Annotated in this window: 21 protein-coding genes; 14 read left to right on the forward strand and 7 right to left on the reverse strand. The window is 61.1% G+C overall.

Going from position 1 to position 22,716, the window contains the following annotated elements; genetic code table 11:
- Nucleotides 1–360 precede the first annotated feature (360 nt).
- From alaS to M0D69_RS32515, 10 genes are all read left to right on the forward strand, one after another.
- Nucleotides 361–2,985: an alanine--tRNA ligase gene (gene alaS, locus M0D69_RS32470; protein ID WP_301785938.1), complete on the forward strand. Its 2,625-nt coding sequence runs from the start codon at nucleotides 361–363 to the stop codon at nucleotides 2,983–2,985.
- A gap of 207 nt (nucleotides 2,986–3,192) precedes the next feature.
- Nucleotides 3,193–3,429 carry a hypothetical protein gene (locus tag M0D69_RS32475; RefSeq protein ID WP_301785939.1) on the forward strand — a complete coding sequence of 79 codons (237 nt, stop codon included), beginning with the start codon at nucleotides 3,193–3,195 and terminating at the stop codon, nucleotides 3,427–3,429.
- Between the two features lie 115 nt (nucleotides 3,430–3,544).
- Nucleotides 3,545–4,579: a low specificity L-threonine aldolase gene (locus M0D69_RS32480; RefSeq protein ID WP_301785940.1), complete on the forward strand. Its 1,035-nt coding sequence runs from the start codon at nucleotides 3,545–3,547 to the stop codon at nucleotides 4,577–4,579.
- 25 nt (nucleotides 4,580–4,604) lie between these two features.
- Nucleotides 4,605–5,135, forward strand: a complete 531-nt coding sequence (locus M0D69_RS32485) for an NUDIX domain-containing protein (RefSeq protein WP_301785941.1) — start codon at nucleotides 4,605–4,607, stop codon at nucleotides 5,133–5,135.
- An 89-nt stretch (nucleotides 5,136–5,224) separates the two neighbouring features.
- A complete protein-coding gene (locus M0D69_RS32490) occupies nucleotides 5,225–6,379 on the forward strand; it encodes an iron-containing alcohol dehydrogenase (RefSeq protein ID WP_301785942.1) in 1,155 nt (384 codons plus the stop codon).
- A gap of 3 nt (nucleotides 6,380–6,382) precedes the next feature.
- Entirely contained in the window at nucleotides 6,383–6,829 is a 447-nt protein-coding gene (locus M0D69_RS32495; protein WP_301785943.1) for a thioesterase family protein, read from the forward strand.
- A gap of 11 nt (nucleotides 6,830–6,840) precedes the next feature.
- A complete protein-coding gene (locus M0D69_RS32500) occupies nucleotides 6,841–7,794 on the forward strand; it encodes a branched-chain amino acid ABC transporter permease (protein ID WP_301785944.1) in 954 nt (317 codons plus the stop codon).
- Nucleotides 7,787–8,962: a branched-chain amino acid ABC transporter permease gene (locus tag M0D69_RS32505; protein WP_301785945.1), complete on the forward strand. Its 1,176-nt coding sequence runs from the start codon at nucleotides 7,787–7,789 to the stop codon at nucleotides 8,960–8,962. The genes M0D69_RS32500 and M0D69_RS32505 overlap by 8 nt, the downstream gene beginning before the upstream one ends.
- Nucleotides 8,959–9,699 carry an ABC transporter ATP-binding protein gene (locus tag M0D69_RS32510; RefSeq protein WP_301785946.1) on the forward strand — a complete coding sequence of 247 codons (741 nt, stop codon included), beginning with the start codon at nucleotides 8,959–8,961 and terminating at the stop codon, nucleotides 9,697–9,699. The genes M0D69_RS32505 and M0D69_RS32510 overlap by 4 nt, the downstream gene beginning before the upstream one ends.
- Entirely contained in the window at nucleotides 9,696–10,400 is a 705-nt protein-coding gene (locus M0D69_RS32515) for an ABC transporter ATP-binding protein (RefSeq protein ID WP_301785947.1), read from the forward strand. Before M0D69_RS32510 ends, M0D69_RS32515 begins: the two co-directional genes overlap by 4 nt.
- A 4-nt stretch (nucleotides 10,401–10,404) precedes the next feature.
- Here the strand turns inward: M0D69_RS32515 and iolB are convergent, their stop codons facing one another.
- From iolB to M0D69_RS32550, 7 genes are all read right to left on the reverse strand, one after another.
- Nucleotides 10,405–11,211 carry a 5-deoxy-glucuronate isomerase gene (gene iolB, locus M0D69_RS32520; protein ID WP_301785948.1) on the reverse strand — a complete coding sequence of 269 codons (807 nt, stop codon included), beginning with the start codon at nucleotides 11,209–11,211 and terminating at the stop codon, nucleotides 10,405–10,407.
- Nucleotides 11,208–12,113 carry a myo-inosose-2 dehydratase gene (gene iolE / locus M0D69_RS32525; RefSeq protein ID WP_301785949.1) on the reverse strand — a complete coding sequence of 302 codons (906 nt, stop codon included), beginning with the start codon at nucleotides 12,111–12,113 and terminating at the stop codon, nucleotides 11,208–11,210. The genes iolB and iolE overlap by 4 nt, the downstream gene beginning before the upstream one ends.
- A gap of 3 nt (nucleotides 12,114–12,116) precedes the next feature.
- Entirely contained in the window at nucleotides 12,117–13,979 is a 1,863-nt protein-coding gene (gene iolD, locus M0D69_RS32530; protein WP_301785950.1) for a 3D-(3,5/4)-trihydroxycyclohexane-1,2-dione acylhydrolase (decyclizing), read from the reverse strand.
- Nucleotides 13,976–15,970, reverse strand: coding sequence for a 5-dehydro-2-deoxygluconokinase (gene iolC / locus M0D69_RS32535; protein ID WP_301785951.1), 1,995 nt, complete (start codon nucleotides 15,968–15,970; stop codon nucleotides 13,976–13,978). The genes iolD and iolC overlap by 4 nt, the downstream gene beginning before the upstream one ends.
- Before the next feature lie 52 nt (nucleotides 15,971–16,022).
- Entirely contained in the window at nucleotides 16,023–16,814 is a 792-nt protein-coding gene (locus M0D69_RS32540; protein WP_047844645.1) for an ATP-binding cassette domain-containing protein, read from the reverse strand.
- A 26-nt stretch (nucleotides 16,815–16,840) separates the two neighbouring features.
- The gene (locus tag M0D69_RS32545) at nucleotides 16,841–18,016 is read right to left on the reverse strand and encodes an ABC transporter permease (protein WP_301785952.1); all 1,176 of its coding nucleotides are present in this window, start codon (nucleotides 18,014–18,016) and stop codon (nucleotides 16,841–16,843) included.
- Between the two features lie 142 nt (nucleotides 18,017–18,158).
- Nucleotides 18,159–19,211, reverse strand: coding sequence for a sugar ABC transporter substrate-binding protein (locus tag M0D69_RS32550; protein WP_301785953.1), 1,053 nt, complete (start codon nucleotides 19,209–19,211; stop codon nucleotides 18,159–18,161).
- A 199-nt stretch (nucleotides 19,212–19,410) separates the two neighbouring features.
- On the opposite strand from M0D69_RS32550, the gene M0D69_RS32555 reads away from it, so the two are divergent.
- The 4 genes from M0D69_RS32555 to M0D69_RS32570 are packed head-to-tail and all read left to right on the forward strand — an operon-like array spanning nucleotide 19,411 to nucleotide 22,593.
- Nucleotides 19,411–20,307 carry a MurR/RpiR family transcriptional regulator gene (locus M0D69_RS32555; protein ID WP_301785954.1) on the forward strand — a complete coding sequence of 299 codons (897 nt, stop codon included), beginning with the start codon at nucleotides 19,411–19,413 and terminating at the stop codon, nucleotides 20,305–20,307.
- On the forward strand, nucleotides 20,297–21,295 hold the full coding sequence (iolG, locus tag M0D69_RS32560) for an inositol 2-dehydrogenase (RefSeq protein ID WP_301785955.1): 999 nt from the start codon (nucleotides 20,297–20,299) through the stop codon (nucleotides 21,293–21,295). The genes M0D69_RS32555 and iolG overlap by 11 nt, the downstream gene beginning before the upstream one ends.
- Entirely contained in the window at nucleotides 21,292–22,311 is a 1,020-nt protein-coding gene (locus M0D69_RS32565) for a Gfo/Idh/MocA family oxidoreductase (RefSeq protein WP_301785956.1), read from the forward strand. Before iolG ends, M0D69_RS32565 begins: the two co-directional genes overlap by 4 nt.
- 54 nt (nucleotides 22,312–22,365) lie before the next feature.
- Nucleotides 22,366–22,593 (forward strand): sulfurtransferase TusA family protein, encoded by a 228-nt coding sequence (locus tag M0D69_RS32570; RefSeq protein ID WP_047844639.1) that lies wholly within the window; start codon nucleotides 22,366–22,368, stop codon nucleotides 22,591–22,593.
- The last annotated feature ends 123 nt before the right edge of the window (nucleotides 22,594–22,716 follow it).

A 22,716-nucleotide genomic window follows, 5' to 3' on the forward strand; every position in this document is an offset into this window, starting at 1 on the left:
ACACTAACTCGCCCGTGGTTGGAAAGCGCTTTCTTTGCTTCGTTTCTTTGTCGCTGTGGACAAAGAAAATGACGGCCGCCACGCACGGTGGCTAATAGTGATAAAAAATACAGCTCACTCACGCAGACCACTAAGGCCGAAAGCACCAACCCGGCATTGACTCTGACCAGCACGCTGCGAGCACGGTCCAAAACCCCGAGCGCGAGCGCCCCCCGCCCGAGTGCGAACGAAAACCCCCTTCAAACCCCGTATAATCGACAATCCCATTTTGGCACCCGGCCTCGCGCGCAGCGACAGAACCCAGAACCCACAAGTTATGCCCAAGCGCCGCCGCCGTACAAAACAGCAGACCCGCACGCCATGAAAGCCGCCGACATCCGCGAGAAATTCCTCAAGTTCTTTGAATCGAAGGGCCACACGATCGTCCGCTCGTCCAGCCTTGTGCCCGGCAACGATCCCACGCTGCTGTTCACGAACTCCGGCATGGTCCAGTTCAAGGACGTATTCCTCGGCACGGAGAGCCGTCCGTATTCGCGCGCCACGACCTCGCAGCGCAGCGTGCGCGCCGGCGGCAAGCACAATGACCTCGAAAACGTCGGCTACACAGCCCGCCATCACACGTTCTTCGAAATGCTCGGCAACTTCTCGTTCGGCGACTATTTCAAGCGCGACGCGATCCACTATTGCTGGGAACTGCTGACCAAAGTCTATGGACTGCCGCCGGAAAAGCTCACGGTCACCGTCTATGAGGAAGACGACGAAGCGTTCGGCATTTGGGAAAACGAAATCGGTGTGCCCAAAGAACGGATCATCCGTATCGGCGACAACAAGGGCGCACGCTACGCATCGGATAACTTCTGGACCATGGGCGACACCGGCCCGTGCGGCCCGTGCTCGGAAGTGTTCTACGACCACGGCCCGGAAGTGTGGGGCGGCCCGCCGGGATCTCCCGAAGAAGACGGCGACCGCTTCATCGAGATCTGGAATCTCGTGTTCATGCAGTTCAATCGCGACGCCCAGGGCAACATGACGAAGCTGCCGAAGCAGAGCGTCGATACGGGCATGGGCCTCGAGCGCCTCGCCGCCGTGCTCCAGCATGTGCACAGCAACTATGAAATCGACCTGTTCCAGGCGCTGATCAAGGCTGCAGCCCGCGAAACCGGCACGCCGGATCTCACGAACAATTCACTGAAGGTGATCGCGGATCATATTCGCGCCTGCTCGTTCCTGATCGTCGACGGCGTGATTCCCGGCAACGAAGGCCGCGGTTATGTGCTGCGCCGGATCGTGCGCCGCGCGATCCGCCACGGTTACAAACTCGGGCGCAAGAGCGCGTTTTTCCATAAGCTCGTGGCCGATCTGGTCGAGGAAATGGGCGCGGCCTACCCGGAACTCAAGGACGCGCAAACACGCGTGACGGACGTTCTGCGGCAGGAAGAAGAGCGTTTCTTCGAGACGATCGAACATGGCATGTCGATGCTCGAAACGGCACTGGCGGAGCTCGACGCCAAGGGCTCGAAGCAGCTGGACGGCGAACTCGCGTTCAAGCTGCATGACACCTTCGGCTTCCCGCTCGATCTGACGGCGGATGTATGTCGCGAGCGCGGCATCACGGTTGACGAAACCGCCTTTGACGAAGCCATGGCGCGTCAACGCGAACAGGCTCGCTCGGCCGGCAAGTTCAAGTCGGCACAAGGCCTCGACTACGCCGGCGCAAAAACGACGTTCCACGGCTACGAGAACGAAATCTTCGACGACGCCAAGGTCATCGCTGTGTACGTTGACGGCGCCTCGGTGAAAGAGGCGCACGTGGGCCAGCAGGCCGTCGTCGTGCTCGATCACACGCCGTTCTACGCCGAATCGGGCGGTCAGGCGGGCGATCACGGCGTACTCGCGAACGCGTTGGTGCGCTTCGCGGTCGTCGATACGCTGAAGGTCCAGTCCGACGTCGTCGGTCATCACGGCACGGTCGAGCAAGGCACGCTGAAAGTGGGAGACGTGATGAAGGCGGAAATCGATACGGCTCGCCGTCTTCGCACCGCCCGCAACCACTCGGCCACGCACCTGATGCACAAGGCGCTGCGCGAAGTGCTCGGCAGCCATGTGCAGCAAAAGGGTTCGCTCGTCGATCCGGACAAGACCCGCTTCGACTTCGCGCACAACGCGCCAATGACGGACGAGCAGATTCGTCGAGTGGAAGCGATCGTCAACGCCGAAGTGCTGGCAAACGCGCCGGGTATCGTGCGTGTGATGCCGTACGACGAAGCGGTGAAGGGCGGCGCAATGGCGCTGTTCGGCGAAAAATACGGCGACGAAGTGCGCGTGCTCGACCTCGGTTTCTCGCGCGAATTGTGCGGCGGTACGCACGTGCATCGCACGGGCGATATCGGTTTGTTCAAGATCGTGATGGAAGGCGGCGTGGCGGCAGGGATTCGCCGCGTGGAAGCAATCACCGGCGACAACGCCGTGCGTTTCGTGCAGGAACTCGATGCGCGGATTAACGCGGCGTCGGCGGTACTGAAGGCGCAACCGTCCGAACTCACGCAACGCATCACGCAGGTTCAGGAACACGTGAAGGCGCTGGAAAAGGAGCTCGGCACGCTGAAGTCGAAGCTCGCTTCCAGTCAGGGCGATGAACTGGTGTCGCAGGCTGTCGAGATCGGCGGCGTGTTTGTGCTGGCGGCGCAACTGCCGGGCGCGGATGGCAAGACGTTGCGCGAAACCGTCGATAAATTGAAGGACAAGCTGAAGAACGCAGCGATCGTCCTGGCTGCCGTCGATGGCAACAAGGTGAGCTTGATTGCAGGCGTGACGGCGGAGGCATCGAAGAAGGTGAAAGCCGGAGATCTGGTGAACTTCGTCGCGCAGCAAGTCGGCGGCAAGGGCGGCGGACGGCCCGATATGGCGCAAGCGGGCGGCACCGAACCCGAAAACCTGGCTGCGGCGCTGGCGGGTGTTAATGACTGGGTGAAGGAAAAGCTTTAAGCGTTCAACTTTCGCGCGCATTTGAGCAGTTTGAAAAAGCCCGGTCTGTTTTGACAGAACGGGCTTTTTTTCGGCCGCGGGAGCGGCGGTTTTGACGCATACGTGAATCCGCAAACCGCAAGCCAATCGACAGGTACATGGTTTGCGGTTTTTCGGTCAGTGCGGGGCACGAAGCCTCGCGCATCGACTACACAAGGAACCTGTCTCATGAATCGAAAACTCGTCACACTCGTCGCTGCTTCATCGATGTTTTTCGCCGCGGGCGCCGTCCATTCCGAAGGATGTCTGAAAGGCGCGGCAGTAGGCGGCGTGGCGGGCCACGTTGCGGGCAAGCACGGTGCTGTGGGCGCGGCCGGCGGTTGCGCGATCGGCCATCACGAAGCGAGCAAGAAGGACAAGAAAGCGCAGCAGGCCGTCGCAGCCAGCCAACCCAGCGGAAAGTAACGCCGGGCAGCCGGCCCGAGGGCAGCGGCGTGGGTCATATTGGCGTCTCCGCGCACTCAAGCGCGACCCGCTAAAATGACGGCCACGTCCACCATTGCCCTGGCCATCCCATCGCATGCAACATTTCGCCTCCGACAACTACGCCGGCATCTGCCCCGAAGCGCTCGCCGCGCTGATCGAAGCCAACAATAGTGGCCACGAGCCGGCCTACGGCGACGATTCCTGGACCCAGGGTGTATGCGACCGCATCCGCGACCTGTTCCAGACCGACTGCGAAGTCTTCTTCGTTTTCAACGGCACAGCGGCCAATTCGCTGGCGCTCGCGTCGCTCTGCCAGTCGTATCACTCGGTGATCTGTCACGAACTCGCGCACATCGAAACCGATGAATGCGGCGGCCCCGAATTTTTTTCTGGCGGTTCGAAATTGCTGACGGCGCCGGGTATCGATGGAAAACTCACGCCGGATGCCATCGAAGCTATCGTCACGCGTCGCGCTGACATTCACTACCCGAAACCCAAGGTTGTCACGCTGACGCAATCCACGGAAGTGGGTACCGTCTACAGCGTTGAAGAAATTCGCGCGATCGCGGCGATCGCAAAACGCCGTCACCTGAAAGTGCATATGGACGGCGCGCGTTTTGCGAACGCGGTGGCCTCGCTGAATGTGCATCCGTCGGAGATCACGTGGCGCGCGGGCGTCGACGTGCTGTGTTTCGGCGGCACGAAAAACGGCCTGCCAGTCGGCGAGGCGGTGATTTTCTTCGATAAAGCGCTGGCCGTCGACTTCGCATATCGGCTGAAACAGGCGGGGCAGCTTGCGTCGAAGATGCGTTTTATCTCGGCGCCCTGGCTCGGCCTGCTCAATAACGATGTCTGGCTGCGCAACGCGCGCCACGCCAACGCAATGGCGCAATTGATGGCTGATCGGCTGGAAGGTATAGAAGGCGTGAAGGTAATGTTCAAGCCGCAGGGCAACGCCGTGTTCGCCGAGCTGCCGCCACAGGTGGCGCAGGCGCTGCGCAACCAGGGCTGGAAGTTTTATCAGTTCATCGGTTCGGGCGGCTGCCGGTTCATGTGCGCGTGGGACACGCTGCCAGAAACGGTGGAACAGTTCACCGCCGAGATCCGCGCACTTTGCGCCGCCCACTGACTTTTCGAGTTCTCGACCTCAGACCATGATCGAATACCAATTCTGTCCGCGCGATGCCAACAAGCTGGTCGAACGTGTCGATGCCAGTCACGAAGGCGGGCGCGTGCGCCTCGCGTGTCCGGACCCGGAATGCGGGTTCGTGCACTGGAACAATCCGCTGCCGGTGGTCGCGGCGATCGTGGAGTACGAGGGCAAGATCCTGCTCGCGCGCAACGCCGCGTGGCAAGAGGGCATGTTCGCGCTGATCACGGGTTTTCTCGAGAACGGCGAGACGCCCGAGGAAGGCATCGCCCGGGAAGTGCTCGAGGAGACGTCGCTCGTCGCGGAATCGGTGGAACTGGTCGGCGTGTACGAATTCATCCGCAAGAACGAGCTGATCATCGCGTATCACGTGAAGGCGAACGGCACGATCGCGCTGTCGCCGGAATTGCTCGAATATCGGCTGGTCGAGCCCGCAAAACTCAGACCGTGGCGTGCAGGAACGGGACATGCCGTGGCGGAATGGATGCGCCGGCGCGGTCTGTCCGTGGAATATGTGGACCGCCCGGGGCAATAACGGCGTAAGGGCATCGTTAGCATGAATTGACGCGGTCCCCGTCGGCCTTCTAACATGCCGGACGCCTTACTCAACCGCGGACACACGTCATGGCCTTCATCTTCTACGTCACCCACATCCACCTCGGTTACGACGCGCTCGGCATGCTCGACAGCGAATGCGCGCGCGTCGGCATCAAGCGGCCGCTGATCATCACGGACAAAGGTGTCCTGGCCGCGGGGCTGGTGTCGCAAACCGTCCAGGCGATGAATCTGGATGCGGGCGCGGTTCCCATCTTCGATGAAACCCCGTCGAACCCGACCGAAGCGATGGTGATGAAAGCCGCCGCGCTCTACAACAGCGAAGGTTGCGATGGCCTGATCGCGGTGGGCGGCGGTTCGTCCATTGATCTGGCGAAGGGCGTGGCGATCATGGCGACCCATCCGGGGACGCTGACCGAGTACGCGACCATTGAAGGCGGCAGCAACAAGATCACCGCTCAGGCCGCGCCGTTGATCGCTGTGCCGACCACATCGGGCACGGGCAGCGAAGTGGCGCGCGGAGCGATCATTATTCTCGACGATGGCCGCAAGCTCGGCTTTCACTCGTGGCATCTGCTGCCCAAGTCGGCTATCTGCGATCCGTCGTTGACGCTGGGCTTGCCGCCCATGCTCACGGCCGCGACCGGCATGGACGCGATCGCGCATTGCATCGAAACGTTTCTCGCGCCGGCGTTCAATCCGCCCGCCGATGGCATCGCGCTCGACGGGCTCGAGCGCGCTTGGGCGCATATCGAACGGGCGACGCACGACGGCCAGGATCGCGATGCGCGCCTGAACATGATGAGCGCGTCGATGCAGGGCGCCATGGCGTTCCAGAAGGGCCTGGGCTGCGTGCATTCGCTGTCGCATCCGCTGGGCGGGCTGGTCATTAACGGCCGGACCGGGCTGCATCACGGCACGCTGAACGCGGTCGTTTTGCCCGCCGTGCTGCGCTTCAACGAAAGCGCGCCGAGCGTGGTGGCCGACAAGCGTTTTGCACGCATGCGCCGCGTGATGAATCTTGCCGGCGATGCCGATATTGCCCAAGCCGTCCACGACATGACCGAGCGTCTCGGCCTGCCGACGCGTCTTTCGCAAATGGGCGTGGAGGAAAGCATGTTCGACAAGGTGATCAAGGGCGCGCTCGCCGATCATTGCCACAAGACCAATCCGCGCGAGGCGAGTGCGGACGATTATCGGCGGATGCTGCAGGAGTCGTTCTGATCCATGAGCAAGCCGGTTCCCACGACGCGCGCGGATTATCCGCATTTTCTGTCGATCAATACGCGCTGGTCCGATAACGATCTCTACGGCCACGTGAACAACGTGGTGTATTACAGCTACTTCGATACCGTGGTGAACGAGTATCTGATCCGGCACGGCGCGCTCGATCTGGAGGCTGGCAGGACGATCGGACTCGTGGTCGAGACGCATTGCAGCTACTTTGCTTCGCTGGCGTTCCCCGAACGTATCGATGCCGGTTTGCGCGTGACGCGGCTCGGTACAACGAGCGTACGTTACGAGGTTGGAATCTTCAGCGCGGGTTCCGAGCAACCGGCCGCGCAAGGGTATTTTGTGCACGTCTACGTGGATCGCGACACGCGTCGTCCGGCTCCTTTGCCGCAAGCGCTGGTTGCGGCGCTCAAGCCGCTCGTTACCGTTGTTACAGGCTAGGTTCACGCAACGTGACCTCGTTCGTTCAGTGGTTCGCGATCAACCTTCTGAATGGAGTGAGCGTGGGGTTGCTGCTGTTCATGCTGTCAGCGGGACTAACGCTGATTTTCAGCATGATGGGCGTGCTCAACTTCGCTCATGCGAGTTTTTATATGCTCGGCGCGTATGTGGGTTACGCGCTCGCGGCGCTTGGGGGTTTCTGGTTTGCGTTGATCGTCGCGCCGCTATTGGTCGGCGCACTGGGTGGCTTGTTCGAGCGCTTGCTGTTGCGCCGGATAGAAGCGCGCGGGGCGCTCGCCGAGCTTTTGCTGACCTTCGGCGCGGCTTATCTGATCGCTGAAGGGGTCAAGTTGGTTTGGGGCCTGGCGCCCCTCAACGCTGTTGTTCCTTCATCGCTCGATGGTCCGTTGTTCACGTTTTATGGCGCTGCTTTTCCTCGCTATCGCGCGTTCATGATGGGTGTGTCGCTGGCGATGTTGCTGGCTTTGTACGTGGTGCTGCGAGTGTCGCGAATCGGACTCGTTGTGCGCGCCGCGCTCACGCATGCGGCAACTGTCGAGACGCTTGGTCACAATGTGCCGCGTGTATTTACGTTGGTGTTTTCAACCGGCGCGGCGCTCGCCGCGCTGGCCGGCGTGATCGGCGCGCCATTGTTCGTGATCGAACCTTCGATGGCCGAGAACATCGGGCCGATCGTGTTTGTCGTCGTGGTCGTGGGTGGGCTCGGGTCGGTGGGCGGGGCGCTCGCGGCATCGCTTCTGATCGGCTGCGTGCAGACGTTTGCGGTCGGGACTACGTTGTCGCTCGGTAGCATCGCCGGTTTTGCGGGCGCTGTGTTGCCACCTGCATGGGCTTCGCTGAGCGTCGCGCAGATCGCACCCGTGCTTCCGTATGCGTTGCTCGTTGCGATGCTCGCGCTGCGGCCTCGTGGACTTTTCGGGCAGCGTGGTGGCGACGATGTTTAAGCCGCGCTTCGCTTATCCTCACGCGCTTGTGTGGCTGCTGCTTGTAGCAGGTCTTGTGTTGCCGCCGCTCTTCACCTCACAAAGCTGGCTGCTCGCTTACCTCGCGCAAACGGCGACGATGATCGTGTTTGCGCTCGCGTTCAATCTGCTGCTCGGCGAGACAGGTTTGCTGTCGTTCGGGCATGCCGTATATGCCGGTCTTGGCGCATTCGCCGCTGCGCAAATCTTCAATCAATACCCCGTGCCGCTGCCCTTACTACCGTTGATCGGCGGTTTAGCTGCGGCGCTGGTGGGAGTGGTCTTCGGCTTCTTTTCAACGCGCCGCGCCGGCACCACATTCGCGATGATCACGCTCGGTATCGGCGAACTGGTGGCAGCGGGCGTGTGGCTCGTGCCGGGTTGGTTCGGGGGCGAGGGCGGCGTTTCCATCGACCGTACGAGTGGCCCCGCAGTTGCAGGCTTGAACTTCGGGCCTGCGATTCAGGCCTATGCCTTGATCGCCGGATGGTGCGTGCTGGCGTGTATCGCCATGTTCGTGTTCTCGCGAACGCCGTTCATGCGTGTGGCGAATGCGGTCCGCGATAACCCCGTGCGTGCCGCTGCTATCGGCTTCGATCCGCGGCGCGTGCGCTTCACGATGGTCATCGTGGCCGCGTTTTTTGCGGGCGTGGCGGGCGGGCTCGGGCTGATCAATGTGGAGCTGGCATCGGCGGAAGGGGTAGGGCTCGCGCGTTCGGGGAGTGTGCTGATTGCCGCTGTGATCGGCGGGACCACGACGTTCTTCGGGCCGGTACTAGGCGCGGTGGTACTCACGTTTTTCAGCGTGGCGGTGGCGAGTGTGTCTTCGGCTTGGGTGGCATACCTCGGGCTGTTTTTTGTATGGGTCGTGGTCGTGGCGCCGAAGGGTTTGGCTGGTCTCATTGCTGCACGATCACGTGATGGTTTCTTGAACATGGCGTTTGCCATGTGCGCTGCCGTTGCATGGACGCTTGCAACTGTCGTCGCTCTGGAACTCGTCTACGCACTCCAATTCGATAGCCACGGCGACCGCCTCGCGCATGTCGCGGGCTTCCTGCTCGATGGCCGGCATGTCGCTCCATGGTGTTTCGCTGTCTTAAGCGCCTTGGCCGCGATTCTGTTCACCCGGCAAGCCCAGCGCGCACGATGAACACTGCGCTCGAACTGAAGCAGATCACGAAGCGTTTCGGTGCGACGGAGATTCTGCGCGGCGTCGATCTGACGATTCGCCAAGGCGAGCGCCATGCGTTGATCGGTCCGAACGGCGCAGGTAAATCGACCTTGTTCGATCTCATCGCGGGGCGTACGCAGCCCACAAGCGGCCACATCGCGTTGAACGGCGTCGACGTTACGGGAGTGCCGGCTCATAGGCTTGGACGCAAGGGCCTTGCGCGCAGCTTCCAGACCACAAGCGTGTTCACCGGTCTCACCGTCCACGATAACGTTCGTTGCGCAGTGCTGGGGTCTCCCGCGGCTACGTGGAAGGATCGATGGGTCCGTTCGGGTGCGATCGACCAGGAGGCGCAGCGAGTGATCGAGGCTATCGGCTTGACGCAGCATCGCGATGAACTCGCCACCAGTCTGAGCTATGCGGAATTGCGCGCTCTCGATCTGGGCCTTGCGCTCGCCACGGGCGCGTCCGTGCTATTGCTCGATGAACCCACCGCCGGCATGAATCGCGCGGAAGCCGCTCGCGCGCTTGCGTTGATTCGCGAGACGACGCAAGGCAGGACATTACTGATCGTGGAGCACGACATGGAAGCGGTTTTCGCGCTCGCCGACCGCATCTCGGTGCTCGTACAAGGCCGCGTAATCGCGACTGGAACGCCCGTTGAAATTGCGGCAAACGCGGCAGTTCGCACGGCCTATCTCGGCGAAACACCATGACGATACTGCTTGAAATCGACAGCTTGAACGCATGGTATGGCGCGAGTCATGTGCTGCATGGGGTGCGTTTGCGCATCGACGAAGGCGAGATCGTTGCGCTGGCGGGACGCAACGGCTCGGGGCGTTCGACGCTCGCGAAGGCGCTGATGGGACTCGTGCACGCGGAAGGCGTAGCGAACTTTCGCGGGGTATCGATGATCGGCAATCGCCCATATGCGATCGCGCGGATGGGCGTCGGGTACGTGCCCGAACAACGCGACGTTTTCCCGACTTTAAGCGTGCGCGAAAACTTGCTGCTCGGCATGAAGCCGGGTGGATCGCGCTTCACCATCAACGACGCGGAGCAGCTTTTTCCCGTGTTGAAAGAACGCGCGGCCGTGAAGGCGGGGATGTTGTCGGGCGGCGAACAGCAGATGCTCGCGCTTGCCCGGACCTTGATGGGCGACCCGTCGTTCGTGATCATCGATGAACCGACCGAAGGGCTCGCGCCGCAAGTCGTGACGCAGGTTGCTGCCTGTCTGAAGGGCTTGCGGGAGCGCGGCGCGGCGATTCTAATGATTGAGCAACGCATGACGATTGCGCGCGATCTGGCCACGCGCATCGCGGTAATGGGCCACGGCGCAATCGTCTTCGATGACACCCCCGAAGCGCTCGCCGCCAACGAGCGCCTGAGAAATGAATGGCTCTCTATCGGGGGATGAACGCTTAAGCCTTGCTATCCCTCTCCACGATCCATTCGTGCTTCGGATCGTTCTTGAAATGCCAGGTCCGTTTGTCGCCGGCCATCACGTTCAGGTAGTAGTTGTCGTAACCATACGGCACTACCACCGGGTGATAACCGCGCGGCACCATGACAACGTCATGATCTTCCACGGCCATGGTTTCATCGAGATCGCGTTCATCGGTATAGACGCGCTGGAACGCAAACCCTTGCGGCGGATTCAACCGATGATAATAAGTCTCCTCAAGCGCGCTCTCCACGGGCACATTGTCCTTGTCGTGCTTGTGCGGGGGGTAGCTGGAAGCGTGGCCGCCGGGCGTCTTCACTTCCACTACCAGCAAGCCCTCGGCGGGTTCGGTCTGCGGAAGAATATCGCAGACGTATCGCGTATTCGCGCCTTTGCCACGGGTTGAGCGTTTCATCTGCGACGGCTCGATCAGCCGCGCCGGATACTTGCCCGTAGCGGGTGCGCTCGCCACGCCAATCTCCGCGTCGCGATCCGCGCGAACGGTCGCGGCGAGCTTGGGCGGCAGATACACGGCGTAGGGGGCGGTGTCTTCGAACACGCTGTCGCGCGAGCCGAGTTTCTCCCATTTGTGTTCGCCCGCTTCTATGCTCACCGTCCCCGACAACACGACGATGCATACTTCGCGCTGCGCTTCATGCACATGCACGATGTCGCCGGTTTCCAGGCGGTAAGCCGCGAACCCCACGTGTTTCCACAAAGCGGTTTCCGGCGTCACGCGCGCGATGGTCTGGCCTTCGCGCGATGCCTTGACTAGCAGGCTCATATTGCCTCCTGAAGCGTTTCTTCAACGAGCGAGCGCAGCGTCTTGTAGCCTTTCTCGGCATACGCATAACTCGTTGCAATGACGGGATCCTGTTCTGCTTCGACCACGAGCCAGCCGCGATAACCCTGCTTCTTCAATTGAGCGATAATCGATGGAAAATCCACCGCGCCGTCGCCGGGAACGGTGAACGCGCCGTTGATCACTGCTTCCAGAAAGCTCCAGTTCCGGTTACGCGCAAGCTTGATGATTTCTGGCCGCACGTCCTTGCAATGCACATGGCAAACGCGTGCAATGTGCTTCTCCAGCACAACCAGCGGATCGCCGCCGGCGAACGTGATGTGGCCGGCGTCGAAGAGCAGGCCGACTGCGTCGTTGGTGAGGCTCATCAGGCGATCGACGTCGGCAGGCGTCTCCACATACGCGCCCATGTGATGGTGATACGCCACACGAACGCCTTTAGAGAGGGTGTATTCAGCGAACGTGTTCAGGCGTTTCGCGTACTCATTCCAGCGGTCATCGGAGAAAAAACGCGGGCGCTGATACAGCGGCCGCGGCGAACCCTGGATCGAGTCCGAGACTTCGCCGTAGACCATCACCGTTGCGCCGTTTTTCGCAAGCAGGTCGAGATGCGGACCTACGGCCGCGATCTCGTCTTCCGCACTGCGTTCGGCGAGCCGCCCGGAGTACCACCCGGAGACGAGCGCAAGGTCATATCCGGCGAGCAGCGTTTTCAACGCTTCCGGTTCGCGCGGGAATTTGTTGCCCAACTCGAAGCCTTCGTAACCAATCTTCTTGCCTTCGGTCAGGGCCAGGCTCAGCGGTGTCTCACCGCCAAGCGAGGGCAGGTCGTCGTTCATCCATGACAGCGGATTGATGCCGATCCGTACATCGAACGTGCTCATCGGTTATTCCTTCGTGCGCTTCGAACGCGCCGTGATTTCGTGTTCATAGGTCGAGCGTGCCGAGCGCACCGCTTCACGCGATGAGACTTCCGGCACTGCGACTTCCCACCACCAGCCGCCTTCTTCGGTCGGACGCGCAGGATCGGTGTCGATGCTGATCAGGTACGAGCGCGTCGATGCACGTGCGCGTTGCATCGCGGCTTCCAGTTCGTCGATGTTCGCTACATGCTCGGCGGTTGCTCCGAGCGAGCGCGCGTGCATCGCAAAGTCGATTGCGGGTGCGCCTTCGGGACCCTGGCGGCAATCTTCGATCATGTTGTTGAATGGAGCGCCGCCGCATGCCTGCTGCAAGCGGTTGATGCAGCCGTATCCGCGGTTGTCGAGCAGAACCACAATCAATTTGGCCCCAAGCATCACCGATGTCGCCAGCTCGCTATTCATCATGAGATAGCTGCCATCGCCGACAATCACGATCACTTCACTGTCCGGCCGCGCGAGTTTCGCACCGAGCCCGCCGGCGACTTCGTAGCCCATGCACGAGTAGCCGTATTCGACGTGATAACCGCCGGGCGTGCTGGTACGCCAGAGCTTTTGCAAGTCCGCGGGCAGCGTTCCGGCTGCACAAACCACCACGTCATGCGCCGCCGATTGCGCGCTCGAACGCTGCACTGCGCCGATTACATCGGCTTCGCGCGGCAACGTGTTGTCGTCCTGAGGCGCGTTCGTCACCTGGCCGACCGTAGCGCGCCAGCTATCCGCGAGTTCGTGCGCGCGTGCGGTCCACGGTGGCGATGCTCGCCAGTCGCCGAGCGCCGCACTCAATGCATCGAGGGCAAGACGTGCGTCAGCTTCTACCGATAAAGCTCCTTGTTTCAGGGCATCAAATGCATTTGCATTGATGCCGATGAGCTTCGCCTGCGTGAACAGCGTATTCGATCCGGTCGTGAAATCCTGTAGCCGTGTGCCAACGGCGAGCACGCAATCGGCGTCGTGGGCGAGTGCGTTGGCAGCGTCCGATCCCGTCACGCCGATGCCGCCCAGATTCAGTGGATGGTCCCACGCGAGCGCGCTTTTTCCCGCCTGTGTTTCAGCTACGGGAATGCCGTGGCGCTCGGCAAAGGAACGCAATGCATCGGCCGCGAGGCCGTAGAGCACGCCGCCGCCGGACACGAGCAGGGGCTTTTTAGCCGCGCGCAAGGCAGCCGTAGCCCGTGCGATTTCTTCATCGACAGGCGAGGGCGTATGGAACGGCACCACGCGCGGTTCGAAGAACGACGCGGGATAGTCGTATGCCATCGCTTGCACGTCTTGCGGCAGCGCGAGCGTGACGGGCCCGCACAACGCGGCGTCCGTCAGCACGCGCATTGCACGCGGCAACGCGGTGAGCAATTGCGCCGGATGCACGATCCGGTCGAAGTAACGCGAGACGGGCTTCAGCGCGTCGTTCGCGGAAATACCGCCATCGCCGAAATCTTCTACTTGCTGCAAGACCGGATCGGGCGCGCGGGACACGAACACATCGCCCGGCAGCAACAACACCGGCAAGCGGTTCACGTGCGCCAGGGCTGCCGCCGTGACCAGGTTCGTCGCACCCGGACCGATGGACGTCGTCACCGCCATCAAACGGCGTCGAAAGTGTGCCTTTGCGTACGCGATCGCCGCATGCGCCATCGCCTGCTCGTTGTGGGCACGATAGGTCGGCAGCGTTTCGCGATGTGCATACAACGCCTCGCCGATGCCTGCAACGTTGCCATGTCCGAAGATGGCGAAGACGCCGCCGAACAGCGGCTCACCGTCCGGAGTTTGCTGCGCGGCGAGGTAGCGGACCAGCGCCTGCGCGGTGGTTAAACGAAGCGTGCCGTTCATGCTGCCTGCTCCTGCGTGACAGTTTGCGTGGCGTTTTTACTGCGGGCATCGCGCCATGCATCGATCAGCGTTTCAAATGTGCGTCGAACGCGCGCGATGAGTTCCGCGTCGTCGATAGAACCCGCCAGCCACGCATGACTCGGCTCGTGGAAGATGGTCCTACCCACGGTAAATCCACGACAGGTCTTCGATAAAGCCGCCGGCTTGAAGCCCTCGCACAGTTGATCGACAGCAGCCGACAAGCCCAGCAGCACGACACCCCGGCACGCTGGATCACGCTCGGCGATCAACGCGTCGATAGCCTGCCATTGCGCCGCGTTCATGGGCTCGAGCTTCCACCACTCGGGATAAATGCCGAGGTTATAGAGGCGTTTCAACGATCGCAACGCGGTATCTTCAGCAATCGGTGGACCGTTCTTCGGCACGATCACTTCGAGCAACAACTCGTGCCCGCTGACCTGAGCCGCGTCGTACAACGCGCGAATCTGCGCTTCCTGTTCGAGCCGAAGATCGTGCGGGTGATCGGGATGATAGTGAATCAGGCACTTCGCAACATGCTCGCGCGGCCACTCGATAAGCGTCGTGCCAATCGACCGGCCGTGATCGAAGACAAGCGGCATCGAGCCGGGTAATTCCACTGGGCGACCGATCCACCAGCCACGTCCGGTCGCCGCGTTCAGCGCGTCCTGACCGTAGCGGTCGTCGATCAGCACGCCGATACGTCCTTCCAGCCCGCGCTCCTTTTCCGTCTGCGCCACGGCTTCCACAAACAAGCCTTTGAGCTTGGCGATTCGCGTTTCATCGGCGCCGGTTTGCTGCGCGAGATCGAAGAACTGGTTGCGATGGTCGAAGGCAAAACCGAGTACTTCGTCCCATGTTTTCCTTGCCGGCGTTACGCGGTGCAAACGCGCGAGCGTCGCATCGCGATCCGGCCTGCGCATGCGGATGGGATCTGCTTGAGCGGCGTCGAGGAAGTAGCTGAGTTCTGCAGGTGTCGGCATGGCCGGTGCGCAACCGTGGCGCGATACGACAAGCCCTCCGCATGCGTTGGCCGTGCGCGCGCAGACTTCCAGCGGTTCGTCTCTCAACCAGCCGGCCAGGAAGCCGGACGCGAAGGCATCGCCCGCGCCGAGCACGTTGAGCACTTCGACTTCAACGCCGCGATAGACCGGCGCATCGTCGATGGAAACCGGTACGTCGCCATCGATGATCGAACAGCCCATCGGTCCGCGCTTGACCACAAGCATGGCGTCCGTCACGGCACGAACGGCGCTGAGCGCATCGATGAGATTGTCCTTGCCGCCTGCAATCCGGAACTCTTCTTCCGTGCCGATCACCAGATCCATCAATGGCAAGATGCCTTGCAAATGCGCGGTCACGCCTTCGTTCGCAATGAACCGCGTCTCGCCGTCGGCCTTCCCGGTCAGCCCCCAAAGTACGGGCCGATAGTCAATATCAAGTACCGTACGCACCTGATTGCGACGCGCGTATTCGAGCGCGCGCCGGCTCGTGCGGTTGACCTGATCGGTGGAGAAATGCGTGCCTGTAATCAGCAGCGCTTTCGATGAAGCGATGAACGCCTCGTCGAAGTCGTTTTCATCGACGGCCATGTCCGCGCAGTCATCGCGATAGAACACGAGCGGGAAGGTATCGCGGTCTTCTATGCCCAGCAGAACGAGTCCAGTCAGCCGGTCGTGATCGATCCGAACATGGCTCGTATCGCAGCCTTCACGTTCCAAAGTCTCGGTGAGAAAGCGGCCCATGTGGTCGTTGCCGACGCGCGAGAGCATGGCGGACTTGAGGCCTAGCCGCGCACACCCAAATGCGATATTCGCCGACGACCCACCGAGATATTTTGCGAAGCTCGACACGTCTTCGAGCCGTGCGCCGACTTGCTGCGCGTAGAGATCGACCGCGAGCCGCCCGAGACACACGATGTCGCGCGTTCGCCCTGAAGCAAACCGCGATCCGGTTGATGAGTGCAATGCCATGTTCGATCCTGTTCTGTAGATGATGAAAAGCCCGGCGTCGGCCTGAACGTGCTCAGGCCGCTTCGCCTTCCAGCTCGCTCATCATTTGCTGCATTTCGGCGCCGCCCGCCATCATGTCGAGCACTTCGTTCTTGGTGATCGTGTCTTTCGTGAACGTGCCCATGGATTTACCGCGGTTGAGCAGCGTGAACGAATCGCCGATGGGATACGCGTGATGCACGTTGTGCGTGATGAAGATCACGGAGATACCTTTCGCGCGCGCCGTGTGAATCAGCCGCAGCACGTTGAAGGATTGTTTCACGCCGAGCGCGGCTGTGGGTTCATCGAGGATCAGCACGCGTGCGCCGAAATGGATCGCTCGCGCAATCGCCAGACATTGCTTCTCGCCGCCCGACATCGTGCCGATAGGCTGATGCGGGTCACGCACGTTGATGCCCATTTCGGAGAGCCGTGCACGCGATGTTTCCGCGGCCAGATCCAGGTCCATCACGTTGAGAAAGCCGAAGCGTTTTTTCTGCGGCTCGCGGCCCATGAAGAAATTGCGCGCAACCGAGAGCAACGGCACGAGCGCGAGATCCTGATACACGGTCGCGATACCGAGATCGAGCGCTTCTTTAGGCGACCCGAAGTGCACGGGTTTGCCATCGACGAGATACTCGCCGGAGGAGGGCGTATGCACGCCCGCCAGCGTCTTGATCAGAGTTGATTTGCCCGCGCCGTTATCGCCGAGCAGGCAGTGCACTTCGCCGCGTTTCAGGTGCAACGTGACGCCGTTCAGAGCGATCACTTTGCCAAAGAACTTGCTGACGTTTTCCAGTGCGAGGATGGTGTCTTGTTCAGCCATGGCTGTTCCCCTTATTGAGCCTGTGTTCATTGAGCTTGAGAAACGCGACGGCGCACGTAGTGATTGAACAGCACGGCGATCAGCAGCATCACGCCGAGGAACACGCGGAACCAGTCGGAGCTGACGTTCGTGTACGTGATACCGATTTGCACGACACCGAAGATCAGCGCACCGAAGCACGCGCCGATCACCGATCCATATCCGCCCGTAAGCAGCGTCCCGCCGATCACCGCCGCGATGATCGCTTCGAATTCCTTCTGCAGGCCACGATCGGCGGCAGCGGAACCGATGTCGCAGACTTGCAGCACGGCGAACAGGCACGAGCAGAACGCGGTGAGAACGAACAGCGAAATCTTGACGCGCCTGACCGGCACACCGACGTTCTTCGCGGCGTTCGCATCGCCGCCCACGGCCAGGATCCAGTTGCCGAAACGCGTCTTGGCGAGGACGAATGCGCTGACCGCCGCGAGCGCGAACCACCACAGGATGACCTTCGGAATGCCGGGCACCAGGGGTTCGCCGTTATCGAGCAATTTGCCGATGCCCATATGCCCGAGCCACGAAAAGAGACCATGCAACGCGACGCCATGGAACAGCGTGTTCGCGAGCCAGTCGTTTTGCGCGAGATCGCCGACACCCGAGATGATCGTGCGGTCCGCGAAGAGAATGGAGAGCGCAAGCGTGAGGCCGCGCAGGATAAACAGAAACGCCAGCGTGACAATGAACGAGGGCAGTCGCGTTTTCACGACGAGATACCCGTTCAATGCGCCGAGCAGCATCGAGCCGACGAACGCGAACAGGATCGCGACAGATAACGGCCAGTGAAAATACACCGACGGAATCGCGACCATCATGCCGGCGAAACCGATCATCGAACCAATCGATAAATCGAACTCGCCCGCAATCATCAAGAGGCACGCGCCGACTGCGAGCAAGCCGAGATACGCGGCGACTTGCGACCAGTTCATGACGCCATCGAGGTTGAACATGCCCGAACTGCCGGCGCTGATACCGAACACGATAAACACGAGCGCGGCCCCGGATATTGCGGCGAATTCGGGACGATTCAGAATATGGCCGAACCATGATTCACGCCTGACGCGTTCGTCGGCGGATCGGGGCGATGGAACGGAATCCTGATCCTGAGCAGCCGCATTGGCCGCGTTGGAAATCGGGGGGACGTGCTTGCCGGCTATACCCATGATGGCTCCTTGAAGCGCGCGGCCGGACGCTTGCATCCAAGCGGTGGCGCGTTGAGAGAAAGCAGTTGCTGCGGGCGGCGCTTGAATCGGAGAAGACTCAAGCCGGAAGAAATTCAAACCGCCCGCAATAGATCACATCGGATTAACGATATTGGCCTGCGAACTTCAACACCTTGTCGATGTTGTCCTTCGTGATAAATCCCGGTCCCGAACGAATGTTCTTCGGTCCATACGAAGGCTGAAGGCCGTACGTGTCCAGCCGGGCCTTGAACTTCGGATTGGCTTCCAGGATCTGGCGAATCTTCACCGGGTCGGTCGTCTTGTCCTTCTTCACGATGGCGAGCACGGCGACGGGAATGTAGCCTTGCAAGTACGGCTGCTGATCGATGGCGAACTGGATCGTGCCGGCTTGAATGGCTTTCGCGATGTCATCGGAGAAGTCGAAGGTCGCAAACCAGATCTTCTTTTCCAGGCCCATTTGCTGCACGGCCTTCAGCGTTGCCGCTGCGGGCGTCGGTCCGAGCGTGAGAATGGCCTGCGTGTTCGGATGGTTACGCAAGTACGCGCTCACCTTCGACTGGATTTCGGTCGGATCCTGTCCTGAATCGATGGTGGACGGCTTGTAATCGACACCAATCGCCTCGGCGAAACCACGGCAACGATCGAACGACACCGCGTTGGTCGCAATGTGGTTCACGCACAAAAACGACTTGATGCCCGCCGCCTTCGCTTTCTCGCCGGCAGCATGACCCGCCACATATTCCGGCTGGCCGATATGCATGATCGCGCCGAGCTGCGCGCTTTGTTCCTCGGTGCCCGAGTTGATCGTGACCAGCGGAATTTTCTTCGCCGTCACCTTGTTCATCGAACTCTTGAGCACGTCGTAATCTGCGATCGTCGCGATCACGCCGTCGTAATTACGTGCCGCCGCTTGTTCGATCAGGCGCGACATATCGGCGATATCGCCATTGGGCGGATTGCGGTAATCCGTCTCGACATTGAAATCCTCGTCCGCCTGTTTGATGGCGTTCTTGATCGTGTTCCACCACGAATCGGAATCCGGCGCGTGGCTGATCAAAACGAAATGGGCGTCGGGAGCAGCGTGTGCTGCCTGACTGCTCAGTGCTGCTGCGCTGCACAACGCTACGGCAGCCGCGAGCACGCGTAAAGCGGCTCGGCCATTGCAAAGTCTCATTGTCTCCACCTATCTCGGTTGTTTTTCTGAACGAGCGTCCGGCGTGTCCACGCCCCCTGCTCACGACCAAGATTAGGACAAGTCTCATCGCTATGCAATAGGAAGTTTAACTATTCGAAGTTTGGAAAATTCATTCCATTTGTGCGGCGAGAACTCTATAATCGATTGCATCGGATACAGAACAAACCGCGAGCAAGGCATGCAGGAAGACACGCAAGACCCTCAGGAAGCGACCGAGATCCAGACAGTCGACGAGCTGATGCAGCGGATCACAGAGGCTTACGACGCGTTGCCGCGCCAGCTTAAAAGCGTGGCGACGTACATCGAGCAGCATCGCAGCAATGTGATGATGGATCGCACCGGTGACATTGCCGCCGCGTGCGGCGTGCATCCCTCAGCGGTGGTGCGCTTCGCCCAGCGCTTCGGCTTCTCCGGTTTCTCCGACCTCCAGGCGCTCTTCAAGCAGGCCTATACGGGCCAGAGCGGCTCGGCGCAGAGCTATCAGCAGCGCATCAGGAAACTTATCGACGAAAAGCCGGGCAAGTTGTCGGGCGGATCGGTGGCGCGCGAATTTATCGCGGCGAGCCGGAGCGGGCTGGCGGAACTCGAAGCCGGTCTCGACGACGTCCAGTTCGAAGCTGCTGTGAAAATGCTGCAACAGGCCGAGAACATCTACGTGGTCGGCGTGCGGCGCTCGTTTCCGGTGGCGAGTTATATCGTCTACGCGCTGCAGCACACGGCCAAGCGCGTGCATCTGGTGTCGGGTTTCGGCGGCATGTATCGCGAGCAGATCCGCAGCGTGAAGAAGGGCGACGTGGTGGTCGCGATCAGCTTCGCGCCGTACGGCAAGGAGACGCAGTACTGCGTGCGCGCGGCGCAGCATCACGGCGCCAAGACGCTGGTCATTACCGATGGCCAGCTTTCGCCGCTCGCGCGTCACGCGAGCGCGCATTTGTTCGTGAAGGAAGGCAGCGCGTTTGCGTTCCGTTCGCTCACGAGCACGATCTGCCTGTGCCAGGCGCTGTTTATCGCGCTTGCGTACCGGCTTGAACTGAACGTAGAAGAATCAAGGGAGACAGGCGGCTATGACGATTGATGTGGCGGTGTTCGGAGCAGGGCGGATCGGCAAGATCCATGCGGCGAATCTGGCGAAGCAGCCGGGTGTGCGCCTGAAATACGTGGTGGACGTCAATAAGGAAGCGGCTGCGGCACTCGCTGCGCTGCACGGCGCGCAAGTGGCAGATGTGGAAGGCGCGCTCGGCGATGCATCGATTGGCGCGACCGTCGTGTGTTCGAGCACGGACACGCACGCTGATCTGATCCTGAAATCGGCGGCGCAAAAGAAGCACGTGTTCTGCGAAAAGCCGGTGGACCTGACGCTCGAACGCGCACGCGCTTGCGCCGATGCCGTCGCGAAAGCGGGCGTGGTTTGCATGATCGGTTTCCAGCGTCGCTTCGATCCGACTTTTTCCGCGTTGAAGGCGCGCGTGGAGGCCGGTGAGATCGGCGAGCCAGAAATGCTGATTGTCACGAGCCGCGACCCGGGCGCACCGCCGGTCGATTACATCAAGCATTCGGGCGGCATCTTCAAAGACATGCTGATCCACGACTTCGACGTCTTCCGCTGGATGCTCGACGACGAAGCCGACACGCTGCACGCCACCGGAAGCTGCTTGTCGGATCCGGCGATTGCGGAAGCGGGCGATATCGATTCGACTGCCGTCACGATCCGCACCAAGCGCGGCCGCTTGTGTCAGATCAACACAGCGCGGCGCGCGGCGTATGGCTACGACCAGCGCTTCGAATTGCTCGGCAGCCAAGGCATGCTGCAGGCGGGCAATGTGCGGCCGACGGAAGTCACCGCGTATTCAAAGATCGCGGTCTCGAACGATGTGCCCGAAGCGTTTTTCCTCGAACGATACCGCGCGGCGTACGCGCTGGAAATCGCCCATTTCTTCGATGCTGTCCAGGAAGGCAAGCCAGTTCGCACGACGGTCGCGGACGGCCTCAAGGCGCTGGAACTCGCCGAAGCAGCGACGCGTTCATGGCGCGAAGGGACAATCATCAAGCTGGGGGCGGCATGAAAGCGCCTGTGCGGATTGGTATCGTCGGATTGGGTCGGCTCGGTCAGCGCCATGCACGTAATCTCGCGTGGCACGTACCGGGCGCGACGCTCGCAGCGGCGTGCAGTCCGGTCGCGGCGGAACGCGAATGGGCGCAGGCAAACCTCCCTGAACTCGCACTCCACAGCGACTACGAGTCGATGCTCAAAGACGCATCGCTCGATGCCGTCTGGCTCGTCACGCCGACGTCGCTGCACGCCGACCAGATCATCGCGGCATTGCGTGCGGGCAAGCATGTGTTCTGCGAAAAACCGCTGTCGCTGGATCTGGCGCAGTGCGATCGGGTGATCGAAGAAAGCGCGCGGTTTCCGCACCTTCAGGTGATGATCGGTTTCGTGCGCCGTTTCGACGCAAGTTACCGCGACGCCTTCAACAAGATCAGCCAAGGCGCCATCGGCCGGCCGTTCATGGTCCGTTCGCAGACCGTCGACAAGAACGATCCCGACGGCTTTTTCGTGCGTTTTGCGCCGACATCGGGCGGTCTGTTCCTCGATTGCAGCGTCCACGACATCGACCTCGCGCGCTGGATGCTTGGCAACCCGCGGATCCAGCGCGTGTTCGCAAGCGGCACCATCGCGATCCACGAAGGCCTGGCGGAATGTGGCGATATCGACAACGGCGTCGCGATCTGCGAATTCGAAGGCGGGCGCCTGGCGGTTTTCCACGCATCGCGCACGAGCGCCCACGGTCACGATACCCAGACGGAAGTGGTCGGAACGGGCGGGGCGTTATCGGTGGGACACAACCCGCGGGCGAATCGCGTAGAGATCTTCGATGCCACCGGCATTCGCAACGAATGCACACCGACGTTCTTCGAGCGCTTCGAACACGCGTTCCTGAACGAAGCGGAGGCATTCGTGGCATCGCTGGCGGGCGGCCCGGCAACAGGCCTCACGCTCGACGACGCCCGCGAAGCAACGCGCATCGGCATTGCCATGCGGGAAGCGCTTACTAAAGGCCAGGCGGTGAATTTTTAGGCACTGAGGTAAAATCGAACTCTCATAAAGCGGGTTCGAACAAGGCTCAATTCGATGGAAGTGCACAAGGAAGTCGATGCGCGCGGGCTCACTTGCCCGTTGCCCATCCTGCGGGCGAAGAAGGCGCTGGCCGATATGCAGACTGGTCAGATATTGAAAGTACTGGCGACCGATCCGGGTTCGCAGCGCGATTTTGCGGCGTTTTCGAAGCAGACGGGGAATGAACTGGTGGAATCGACGTCGCACGACAAAGTGTTCACCTTCCTGATGCGGCGTCGCTAACCTGCTGCCAACCCTCGGCTAACATTTTCGGGCCGATAAAAAAATGCCCATGATTTTTTCTCATGGGCATTTTTTCTTACAACCGCACACCGCCAGCTGGCGGCTTGACGCTCATCGGACCGC

The sequence above is a fragment of the Caballeronia sp. SEWSISQ10-4 2 genome (genome assembly GCF_030464885.1).
Taxonomy (GTDB): domain Bacteria; phylum Pseudomonadota; class Gammaproteobacteria; order Burkholderiales; family Burkholderiaceae; genus Caballeronia.

Coding starts and splice junctions, on each gene's coding strand:
- alaS (WP_301785938.1), top strand. CDS start 361: ATGAAAGCCGCCGACATCCGCGAGAAATTCCTCAAGTTCTTTGAATCG.
- M0D69_RS32475 (WP_301785939.1), top strand. CDS start 3,193: ATGAATCGAAAACTCGTCACACTCGTCGCTGCTTCATCGATGTTTTTC.
- M0D69_RS32480 (WP_301785940.1), top strand. CDS start 3,545: ATGCAACATTTCGCCTCCGACAACTACGCCGGCATCTGCCCCGAAGCG.
- M0D69_RS32485 (WP_301785941.1), top strand. CDS start 4,605: ATGATCGAATACCAATTCTGTCCGCGCGATGCCAACAAGCTGGTCGAA.
- M0D69_RS32490 (WP_301785942.1), top strand. CDS start 5,225: ATGGCCTTCATCTTCTACGTCACCCACATCCACCTCGGTTACGACGCG.
- M0D69_RS32495 (WP_301785943.1), top strand. CDS start 6,383: ATGAGCAAGCCGGTTCCCACGACGCGCGCGGATTATCCGCATTTTCTG.
- M0D69_RS32505 (WP_301785945.1), top strand. CDS start 7,787: ATGTTTAAGCCGCGCTTCGCTTATCCTCACGCGCTTGTGTGGCTGCTG.
- M0D69_RS32510 (WP_301785946.1), top strand. CDS start 8,959: ATGAACACTGCGCTCGAACTGAAGCAGATCACGAAGCGTTTCGGTGCG.
- M0D69_RS32515 (WP_301785947.1), top strand. CDS start 9,696: ATGACGATACTGCTTGAAATCGACAGCTTGAACGCATGGTATGGCGCG.
- iolB (WP_301785948.1), bottom strand. CDS start 11,211: ATGAGCCTGCTAGTCAAGGCATCGCGCGAAGGCCAGACCATCGCGCGC.
- iolE (WP_301785949.1), bottom strand. CDS start 12,113: ATGAGCACGTTCGATGTACGGATCGGCATCAATCCGCTGTCATGGATG.
- iolD (WP_301785950.1), bottom strand. CDS start 13,979: ATGAACGGCACGCTTCGTTTAACCACCGCGCAGGCGCTGGTCCGCTAC.
- iolC (WP_301785951.1), bottom strand. CDS start 15,970: ATGGCATTGCACTCATCAACCGGATCGCGGTTTGCTTCAGGGCGAACG.
- M0D69_RS32540 (WP_047844645.1), bottom strand. CDS start 16,814: ATGGCTGAACAAGACACCATCCTCGCACTGGAAAACGTCAGCAAGTTC.
- M0D69_RS32545 (WP_301785952.1), bottom strand. CDS start 18,016: ATGGGTATAGCCGGCAAGCACGTCCCCCCGATTTCCAACGCGGCCAAT.
- M0D69_RS32550 (WP_301785953.1), bottom strand. CDS start 19,211: ATGAGACTTTGCAATGGCCGAGCCGCTTTACGCGTGCTCGCGGCTGCC.
- M0D69_RS32555 (WP_301785954.1), top strand. CDS start 19,411: ATGCAGGAAGACACGCAAGACCCTCAGGAAGCGACCGAGATCCAGACA.
- iolG (WP_301785955.1), top strand. CDS start 20,297: ATGACGATTGATGTGGCGGTGTTCGGAGCAGGGCGGATCGGCAAGATC.
- M0D69_RS32565 (WP_301785956.1), top strand. CDS start 21,292: ATGAAAGCGCCTGTGCGGATTGGTATCGTCGGATTGGGTCGGCTCGGT.
- M0D69_RS32570 (WP_047844639.1), top strand. CDS start 22,366: ATGGAAGTGCACAAGGAAGTCGATGCGCGCGGGCTCACTTGCCCGTTG.